General features: G+C 66.5%; 7 protein-coding genes. 3 read left to right on the top strand and 4 right to left on the bottom strand.

Annotated features, from left to right (window positions below):
- Positions 1-149 precede the first annotated feature (149 nt).
- Entirely contained in the window at positions 150-566 is a 417-nt protein-coding gene (locus V6U77_RS28980; protein ID WP_334609932.1) for a hypothetical protein, read from the top strand.
- A 167-nt stretch (positions 567-733) separates the two neighbouring features.
- Here V6U77_RS28980 and V6U77_RS28975 read toward each other — a convergent pair whose 3' ends face one another.
- A complete protein-coding gene (locus tag V6U77_RS28975; protein ID WP_334609931.1) occupies positions 734-1,144 on the bottom strand; it encodes a hypothetical protein in 411 nt (136 codons plus the stop codon).
- A 59-nt stretch (positions 1,145-1,203) separates the two neighbouring features.
- The gene (locus V6U77_RS28970) at positions 1,204-3,390 is read right to left on the bottom strand and encodes a helicase-related protein (RefSeq protein WP_334609930.1); all 2,187 of its coding nucleotides are present in this window, start codon (positions 3,388-3,390) and stop codon (positions 1,204-1,206) included.
- 337 nt (positions 3,391-3,727) lie between these two features.
- Here V6U77_RS28970 and V6U77_RS28965 point away from each other — a divergent pair, with 337 nt between their 5' ends.
- Together V6U77_RS28965 and V6U77_RS28960 are read left to right on the top strand one after the other, a co-directional pair.
- On the top strand, positions 3,728-4,285 hold the full coding sequence (locus tag V6U77_RS28965; RefSeq protein ID WP_334609929.1) for an RNA polymerase sigma factor: 558 nt from the start codon (positions 3,728-3,730) through the stop codon (positions 4,283-4,285).
- Positions 4,282-5,298 carry a hypothetical protein gene (locus V6U77_RS28960; RefSeq protein ID WP_334609928.1) on the top strand — a complete coding sequence of 339 codons (1,017 nt, stop codon included), beginning with the start codon at positions 4,282-4,284 and terminating at the stop codon, positions 5,296-5,298. The genes V6U77_RS28965 and V6U77_RS28960 overlap by 4 nt, the downstream gene beginning before the upstream one ends.
- A 202-nt stretch (positions 5,299-5,500) precedes the next feature.
- Here the strand turns inward: V6U77_RS28960 and V6U77_RS28955 are convergent, their stop codons facing one another.
- Positions 5,501-7,948 (bottom strand): tyrosine-type recombinase/integrase, encoded by a 2,448-nt coding sequence (locus tag V6U77_RS28955; protein ID WP_334609927.1) that lies wholly within the window; start codon positions 7,946-7,948, stop codon positions 5,501-5,503.
- Positions 7,941-9,173, bottom strand: a complete 1,233-nt coding sequence (locus tag V6U77_RS28950; protein WP_334609926.1) for a tyrosine-type recombinase/integrase — start codon at positions 9,171-9,173, stop codon at positions 7,941-7,943. The genes V6U77_RS28955 and V6U77_RS28950 overlap by 8 nt, the downstream gene beginning before the upstream one ends.
- Positions 9,174-9,325 lie beyond the last annotated feature (152 nt).

The raw sequence follows: 9,325 nt of genomic DNA, 5'->3' as shown, positions 1-9,325 counted from the left end.
CGGGGCATCGGGTTTTGGTCGATTTGCTGTCTTACCTGGAGCCTCGCCCTCATCGATCCCCGGGCTACGCACACCGCCCCTGACCTGCAAGATCAGGATGAAAAAGGCTCAAGGTTGGCATTCCCCTGGTCGGTATCCCCCTCACCGTCGTGCTGAACCGCTACACGACGCTGGTCGCGGGCCGGCACGCGCGAGCCGTCTTCCGTAACGAGGCGCGGGTGATCGAGCTCGCCGAGAGGCTGAGCAGCCGGAGTCAGCACCCGCAGCTGATGCTGTGGGTCGCGTGGCTCGTCATCACAGCAGACAACAAGATCGGCGACGATGAAGCGCTGCTGATGAAGCACCTGGCGCGGATTGTCCGCGATCTGCATGGGGTGGTCGATGATCAGCTAACCAACGTTGTCGACATCGACCCCGACGATGTGTGGAAGCGTCTGGACGCCGAGCCCGGGGACCTGACCGAACTCCTTGACGTCGCCAGCCGGGTGGCCACGGTAGACGGCGACATCACCGCACGTGAGAAAGAAGTCATTGCTCAGCTTCATGACCGCTGCCGTCGAGCCTGACGCCGCCATGCCTTATTCCTGACCGACTCCGACTCCATAAACAGTGGGCCGGCCGGTACCTCGACGCGGCCGTACGCGGCGCACGCGCCACCGAAGTCGCCGGCAAGATTGCTCACTCTGGCCACCGTGATCACGGTCGGTGTTGGGGCGGATGCCGCGAGCGGAGCTCAGTCCGGACCGATGGTCGAGGTGACGAGGTCCAGGCCTTCCTGGGTCACCTCGGCGAACCACTCGGCCTTCTTCCGGCGGCGACCACCCCCGCCCGCTTCGACGATGACTGTCGATGCGGGCGGAGGACCAAGCATGTCCAGAATCGACGCCGATACAGTCAGTCGGACGGTAACAGGCATCACCTCGGTCATCTCGCCCGTCAGCAGAACGAGGTCCTCCGCCGCTAACGCCTTGCAAAGTTTGAGCGAAACCGGCCCACTACGCTCGGGAACGGCCGGGCCACCCGAGTGGTCGAAAACCAGTTTCGCCAGGCAGTAGGCCTGATCGAACGGTAGTCGCTTGTCGATGACAGCGATCTGATGGGCGGCAACGTAGGCAGGTGGTCCCCCTGCCCGAGTGGTGGTCATGAGTACCTCATCTTTGATGGTTGTAGCCTGATCGGCCGTCAGACAGATTCCGATGCCGGTCAGCCAGTACCGGCGGTCGCTGCCGGAACGATGCCGACCCAGGACACGAGGTAGATGTCGTCCTGGATGATCGCAGGTAGGGGCGCTACGGGTGGCGGTGGTGTGAGGCCGAACCTGGTGGCGAGGTCTCGTAGTACTTCGATTTTCTCGCGGGTCGGGGTGTCTGGTGTGTTCAGGACATGGCGCACTTCTCGTTGGATGCGTAGCACGTACGGCGCGTTGAGCTGGGCGGCGAGCGGGTCTTGGGCGTCGCCGAGGAAGGCGCCGTGTTCGGTGACGAGCGCGGCGGCGTCGCGCATCACACGTGGGATCGGCGGGGCGAGGTTGGCTGGGTCGGTCTGTACGGTCCACTTGGCGTAGATGTCGGCTTGGGCGGCGGCCCACGCGTCGAACGCAGCCTGGTACACCGTCTCCGGCAGGTGGGCTGAAGTTTCCGGGCTCCGCGGGTCGGCGTGGGCGAGGCATGACAGGGTGTCGTCCACCACGTACGGGACCTGGGCCCCGTCGCCGTTGGGGACATGCTGGACGGTGAGGTCGGGGTTGAGTGGGACGTAGCGGTACCACGGCTTGGGGTGATCGCCGATGCGGGCGCAGAATACGATCCCGGGCTCCGCACCATCGCGGATCATGCCGGTTCCGCTGCCCCACGGCAGGGCCATAACCCGGTCGCGGGTGCCCCGGTGTTGGAAAGCGTTGGCCAGCTTGCGCCGGTACTCCTCACCGGAGAGCGCGGCGTTGCTGTCGTCGTCGAACAGCACCGCTTCCTCGCGGCGGATCTGCTGGATTCGTTCGCGTGTTTCGGTGATGACTCGTTCGACCGGATCCACCCCGGGTAGGACGTGGCCGATGCCGACCGCTGCGGCGGCCTGCTTCAACTTGCGTTGTAGGCGTTCTTCGAGTCCCAGCAGCCGGTCGAGGTCCTCGTCGGGGAAGAAACAGCGCATGAACACTTCACGGTGTGGGGAGCCGATCCGGTCGATGCGGCCATGGCGCTGGACGAGCCGCATCGGGTTCCATGGCAGGTCGTAGTTGATGATGTGCCGGGCCTGTTGAAGGTTCACCCCCTCGGCGAGTACGTCAGTGGTGATGATCAGGTCGTAGGTGTCGTCTTCGACACCTGTACCGGCGGTCATCGGCGCGAACCCGATGATCACATCAGCCCTGTCTGCCTTGTTCGATCCGGAGACCACCGCCAGCCGGTCCCGGTAGGCGCCAAGCCGCGGGTCGGTGGACACCAGGCTGTGCAGCGCCCGGCGGAGGTGATCGGCGGTGTCGGCGAAGTAGGTGAACACGAGAACTTTCCGCTTGTTGCGGATGTCCTGATCACCGACTCCTTCCTGTTCGGCGTCGCGGCTGACCGCCGCGAGTTCGTCGACCAGGGCGTTGACCTTCGGGTCCCGGTCCCAGCGCACATTGCGGACCCGTTCATGAAACCGGGCAAGGAGGTCCCGGTCCGCCTCTACCGCTTCACGAAGCCGGGTCACGTCGTAGTCGGCCGCGTCGGCAACACCATCGGTGACGTCGAGTGAATCGATGAACTCGCCGATGTCGTCGCTGTCGGTTGCGGCCCATCCCCGTAGCGCGTCGCCGGTGAGGACGAGACCGGAGTCGAGCGCGGACCGGAACCGATCATGCGAGGTGATCATTTTTGCGACGGTGCGTTCAAAGGCATACGACGATGACTCGAACCGCTTCAGCAGGTTCGACCGGAGCAGCCCCGCATTCTGCGCCTCGTACTGTTCGGTCTGCCCGCCGATGCGGAACCGCGACGGCACGTAACGCGCCATCGTGAGCACCGACCCGGGGTCAGCGAGGATCACCCCGGCCGAAAGCGACTCGTTGAGAGCTTCCTCGGACACGTCCGCACCAAGCGCCGTGGCAAGATCGTCGAACACGTCGGGCAGGACCTCGTCGAGGTCGTAGTCCACCCGCACGACCCGCGGCGTCGGAAACGTGATCGTCTTCTCGACGCCGTTGATGACGACCTTGTCACCGACGTAATGGTTCTTGACGAACCGGCGTGTACGCCGTACCGCGACCTCGTCGAGCACGTCGAACAGGTGCTCCGGGGACAGGTCGTCCGGGTTCAACGCCATCGCCCGCTGAAAATAGCCGCGCAGCGAGGGTACGCCGACGTCCGCGAACGCCGCATCAGACGGCGCGAAGTAGGAGATCAGGTTATGCATCAGGCTTCCTCAGACGTGGAGACGCCGCGCTCTCGTGTGAGTGCGCGGCGTCGTGAGCGGGTGTTCGGTGCTTCGCCGGATGTCGGCGGGAGGGTGACCGTGGGCCTGGCACTGCTGGTGAGGCACGGACGGTCGACGCGGCGGCTGCGGCGTCCCGGGCCGGCACCGGTGCGGGCGAGGGAGTTCTGGTAGGCGGCGTCGTGAACCCGGTCGCGCTCTGCGGGCATAAGCAGGTGTGAGCGCAACGTACGAAGCGAGGGATGTTTCTTTGGGTGAGCCGGCCGGCCCTCGATCGGAGCGGCCTCCACCGGCGCAGCTCGCGGCACCGTCGCAGTTGGTGGGCGATGACGTGTTGTTGCGCGAGTCGGTCGAGTGTCCGGAGCGGTTCGCGACGCTGTTCGACCGGCATGCTGTGGCCGTTCACCGGTATCTGGCGCGCCGGGTCGGTAGCGCGGCTGACGACTTGCTGGCTGAGACGTTTCTGATTGCGTTTAGGCGGAGGTCGACTTATCGATCGCAGGGCGTTGATCCGCGGGCCTGGCTGTACGGCATTGCCACGAACGTGCTGCACCGGCAGGCGCGGCAGGAGGAGCGTCGCTACCGCATGTTGGCCCGGTTGGCCGCCACCACCAGCGATGTGATGTCGAGCGACGATGAAGCCGTCGAGCGGGCGGACGCGCAGGCCCTGCGCCAGCAGTTGGCGGTGGCTCTGGCGCGGTTGAAGCGCGGGGACCGGGACGTGTTGTTGCTGACGGCGTGGGCCGGGTTGTCCTACGCCGAGATCGCTGCGGTGCTCGCCATACCTGTTGGCACTGTCCGGTCCCGGCTGAACCGAGCCCGACGGCTGACTCGTGAATCTCTCAGCTCGGCGATGATCAACGAGGAGTTGCTATGAACGATCTCGAATTGCTGCGCGAGCATGGTCCGGACGCGCCACCGGTGTCTTCGGCGGCCCTGTCCAACGCTCGTCACCGACTGATGGCCGAGATGGCCCCGGCTGCGCCGGCCCGCCGTCGGTGGGGCTGGAGACGCGCGAGCTGGGCGCTTCAACATCGGCGGGTGGGCCTCGGCTTCGCCGTTGCTGTCGTGGTCGCCGCGGCGGCTGGCGGTTCAGTCGTCTTGTCGGAGCATCGCGCGCCGGCCGGCCGGCCAACGGGCGTGCAACTCGTAGCGTTCGATGCGCCGGTGTATCCCATCGGGCTACGGCCTCGCCCCGCTGGCCTGGCGGCGCCGACCTTCAGTGGCGGTGTTGCCCGCGACGAGCAGGGCAACGACCGGCCGGTGATGACGGCGGTCTTCCAGGCGACTGATGGCGTCAGCGATGTCTACCTCGGCGTCGGCGATCGGTATGTGCCCCAGGACGCGCCTGAGCGGGTCCGGTCCGTCTCGTTGCAGGGCGTGCCCGGCTTCGTGGTCAAACATGATGCGCAGTCCGGCACGTCGGTGGTGCTGAGTTGGCAGCGCCGGCCTGGCCAGTGGGTCACGCTCACCGGCCATGGTCGCTTCGGCAGTGAAGCGGCGGTGCGGGCGCTGGCCGCGACTGTGGCGGATGATGCCCAGCCGGTGCCGTTGCAGGTGCGTCTCGCTCCAGCGGGATGGCGGTTGGCGGCCTTCAAGGACAGCAAGATCGTGACCCTGCGAGATCCCGACTCCGTCGAGGAGCTCAGTGTCAATCTCGTCAAGGCTCCCGAGAGAAATCTGATGGGCTTGGTAAGTGGCGCGAAGCGGGTGAGCACGGTGCAGGTCAACGGCAGGGAAAGCGAACTGGTGCAGACGCTCAACGGGTGGTTCCTGCAGGTTCCGCTGCCCGACGGGACTGCCTTCCACCTTCAGGCGCCAGCGGTGTTGACTGGCGAACAGGTCGTGGCCGTTGGCGCCCAAGTCATCGTCACACCGCACGCTCGTTGAAGCGGCGGGGCCGTGGCCGAGGCCATGGCCCCGCCTATCTGCACCTGACCTGATCGCCGCTGAGTCGCGGCAGCCCCTGCTGTCGCAGACAGGCGCATCGGGGGTGGTGACGATATGGGATCGACGCGGGCTGGAATCTAGGGCCGGGCCAGGGTGCTCGCGGCAGGGGTCTCGAGAAGATCCGAGCGGTGATGTTGGTGCGTCAACCGCTGTCGCCTCTCGACCTGGGGATGCCCAGCTGAGTGACTGGTCGACGGCTGAGTCGTTCGGCTTCTTCGCGCTTGGCGCGCAGGAAGGTGAGGGTCAAGTCGATTCCTTCGACTTCACCGAGCCAGTGCTCTCGTTGGGCGTGCTGGCGGCGGGTGAGCAGGTCTTTTTCGAGTTCGCCGAGACGGTCGATCATCTTGGGGTTGACGTGCAGCATCGGGCAACGGATGCAGGCGTGTTCGTGCTGGCAGGGTGTGCCGTAAGGGCGTGAGCAGGAGCCGAGTTCGACCTTGCGTTTCTCGAAGTGCTCCTCGAACTCGGCCCATTCCTGGTCCGTGACCGGCTTGTACTCGTCGTCGGGACGGGTTTGGCGCCGCTGCTGGAGGTGGGCCTGGTAGTGGCGGACGACGTCTTCGTCGAAGACAGCGACGTAACCGCGGGTGGTCTGGATGTTGAGGTGGCCGAGCAGGGCGGCGCCGATGTGAATCGGGAGGCCGCTGTTGACCAGTTCCGTGGCGAAGATGCGGCGAAAGTCGTGCGGAGTGATCCGGAGATTGGTGAACGCCGGGTTGTAGGCGGCGATGGCCGCGCAGACCCGGCGTAGTCGCAGCAGGATTGTGCCGCCACTGATGACGGCGGGAGTGCTGCCGTTGCCGCGCTGAAACAGGAAGGGCAGCGGAGCGCTCCAAACCTTGTCGTGTGGGTCGAAGCGTCGCAGTAGCGGGATGGTGCGCCCACTGCTGGTGTGTCGCCGGATGATGGATGCGATGACGTGGAACAGGTCGGCGGACATGGGGATGACCCGCTCGCGGTCGGTCTTGGAGGGTGTGACGACGAGCAGGGCGATGACTTCGCCGTTGGCCCGCTGGTATTGCCGGACGCTGAGGTGGGTCAGTTCGCAGAGCTCTTCGATGCGCAGTCCGGAGTGCCGCAAGGTTTCGACGACGGCCCAGTCCCAGAACGCTTCCTCGGCTTCGATCTCGGTGTTGAGGAGCCGTCCGCTGTCGATGTCGATGGCCCTGTTCGCGGCCTGGCGGCCGGCGGTGAGCTGCTTGCGGTCGGAGTCGGTGATGGTGCGGCGGTAGCGGCGGCCGTCGAGGCTGAACTCTTGTCCGTCGGGAACGGTAGGAGCGTGGGCAAGCAGCCGAACGGCGTGCTCGCGGCGAGCCTCGACGTGCGCGACGAGCACGGGCAGCAGCGGCTGCCGAACGCGGGTGCGTCCTGCGGCGCGTTCGTTGATCCGTCGGCGCCGCGCCCCAAGGCCACGGATGTCGGTGGGAGGCACCGGACAGGGCGCGACCCAGGTCCCCCACCGCTCTGGCTCCTCAACGGCCCAGGTGTGCAGGTCGAGGTAGAAACTGCGGACCCCGATGATGATCGTGTCGGCGCTGGCCCGGGGCGTGCCGTCGTCACGGAAGTTGATCTGCTGGCGCCAGGTCGCGTAGACGTCGGGGTCGATGCGGAGGTCGGCTTGGTCCGGGCAGAGTTGCTCGATCTTGCACCAGAAGTGGTAGGCCAGGTTCAGAATCAGCGTCGTGAGGGTGGAGTAGTCGGTGTCGGCTCGGCGGCGGGTCGCGTAGTCGATCAGCAGTTGCCGCACGGCCTGGTCGCGGATCGGATACCGGTCGATGATCTCGGTGACGGTCTGCTGGCCGCGTTGCAGCGCTTCGCGCATTGTCTGCGGCGCGGTCGGTGGAAAGTGACCCATCTGATGCAGCACGGTCCAGGTTCCGCGGCCGATGAACTGGTTCGCGGTCTTCTTGCCGGGCGCTACCACGGCTCGGGCTTTGCGGTTCTCGTGGGCCAGGTGGAGCACCGACTCGGCAGTGACGTCGGTAAGGGCGACGCCTTGGACGGTGAGCAGACAGCACAGGTCCGCGATCGCGTTACTGCGATGCTTGTGGGACATCGGATGGGCGTTGACGTGCGCGACGTACCGGTCCAGCAGCGGATCAGTCTGCGCGGCGACGAAGTGGATGTTGTAGCCGGAGAACGGGTGGCGACGGAACGCAAGCAGGCTGGGCTGCACGACGCGCAGGCAGAACAGTTGGCGCACCCCGAGCGACAGCCCATAGGTGGCCGAGATGCGGTCATCCAGTGACTTGGCGCTGATCTCGCCGCGCCCGAGAGGGCTGAGGTCCCACCGCTGCTGCCAGGTGTCTCCGGCGAATTGCACCAGGTACTCCAACAACTCCCGGGTGGCCGCCAGCCGCTGCTTGCGGCTCTCCTGCTCGCCCGGACCGAACGTGCCGGCGAGACGGGCGATGTGAGTGGAGGCGGCGCGGGAGAGGTCACCGAACGGCCGAGGCGGCGTGCTGGCAACCGCTGGCGCGGCCCGCATGGTGCCGGAGACGAATCGGCTGGCGAAGCCAAGCTCCTCGACCAGCGGGCCGTGGCGGTGATGGCGGTGGCTGTGGGCGGTGGTCACCTTCGTCTCAGGCACCGAACACCGCCTGAACGTCGGCGGGGTCGTAGCCCGCGCTGTAGACGGCTGCCGGGCGTGGCCGCTGGTAGTGCTCGGCGAGCTTGTCGAACAACTCCTCGACCCGGGTAACTAGATAGCGTCCCGTGACCCGGATGTCGGCGTGCCGCAAGATGGCCTGGACCTCGGCGAGAGTGAGCGTGCCCCCGTTGGCCATCCGCGTCGCCGCCGTATGGCGCAGATCGTGCAGCGTCCAGTTGGCGCCCAGCCGCTGATTGGCGCGCTGCACGATCCGCCGCAACGCCGAGTACGCCAGCGGCCGATCGGGGCCTCGCCGGGTCCGCCAGACCGCTTCGCCAGCGGCAGGCGTGCCGTACTGCTCGAAGTACCTCGCCAGGTAAACGAACGCCTGGGGAGATGCCGGCACGACCTGCCGCAACCGGGTGCCCTTGGACACCACCCAGATCCGCTGACCCGCCCAGTCGACGTCATCAACCGTCACGCCGAGCAACTCGGCAGCCCGGGCACCGCTAGAGACGAAGAACTCCAGCAACGCCCGATCCCGGTCACAGCTCATCGCCGCGAACAGTTCATCCCACAACGGGTCCGGGATCGAGCGTGGCGGCTGCTCGGCGACGCGCTGCCGCAGCCGAGCCCGACCATGCTGCCGGACAGGCTCCAGCGGGCTTCGGTGCGCCAACGCCTGCCGTCGCTGCGACGCGACCGGAACTGGATTGACGACCGGCCCCCGACCGAAGTGCGCGTGGTAGCTGTAGAAGCCGCTAACAACACTGAGCGCATGATTGATCGTCCGCGGCGCGTAGCCGCTCCGGAGACTCTGCTTGCCGGTGCGCACGTTCACCGCGCCCGGCTCCGACGCTCCCGGCGCACGACGCCGACGTTGCGGATTCGCTGACGACCGGAGCCAGGCCGTCATGACGGCGACCTCAGCCTCCGTCGCGCGCTCCCACGCCACCTCCAGCGCCCACAGCAGCCGAAACCAGCGCAGCAAACCAAAACCGTAGCTACGGCACGTCAGCCGACTGCAATCACCGATCGCCAAATCTCGCAGATACGCGCCCACGGGCTCGACCTCGATACCGGCGGCGTCCAAGACGACGACCGGCGGATGCACCCGGCCGCTCGGTACAACCGAACCGACCTGCGGAAGCCCACATCGGCCCTCCATTAACAGACTCCGTAGATCCACACCCAGCTCCTTGATCGCGGCCCTGAACACCGCCATCAACGAGGAAGAGACGGTGCAGATAACTCAACATTGCCGCCGTGCCATGCCCTGCTCACCGGGGAGTGTGGATCTAACGGTGTTTCCGGCCTGACCCATCGGGCGTTGTGCCTGGTGAGGAGGGTGCCGTGATGACCGCGACACTGAACGAC

Origin of the sequence: Micromonospora sp. CPCC 205546, assembly GCF_036902715.1 — a bacterium.
Taxonomy (GTDB): Bacteria; Actinomycetota; Actinomycetes; order Mycobacteriales; family Micromonosporaceae; genus Micromonospora.
Note: the sequence above shows the minus strand (reverse complement) of the source record. Positions and strands in the feature narration are given on the sequence as shown.

Excerpts from the sequence above, each read along its gene's own strand:
- V6U77_RS28975 (WP_334609931.1), bottom strand. The coding sequence starts at position 1,144 with ATGACCACCACTCGGGCAGGGGGACCACCTGCCTACGTTGCCGCCCAT.
- V6U77_RS28970 (WP_334609930.1), bottom strand. The coding sequence starts at position 3,390 with ATGCATAACCTGATCTCCTACTTCGCGCCGTCTGATGCGGCGTTCGCG.
- V6U77_RS28960 (WP_334609928.1), top strand. The coding sequence starts at position 4,282 with ATGAACGATCTCGAATTGCTGCGCGAGCATGGTCCGGACGCGCCACCG.
- V6U77_RS28950 (WP_334609926.1), bottom strand. The coding sequence starts at position 9,173 with ATGGCGGTGTTCAGGGCCGCGATCAAGGAGCTGGGTGTGGATCTACGG.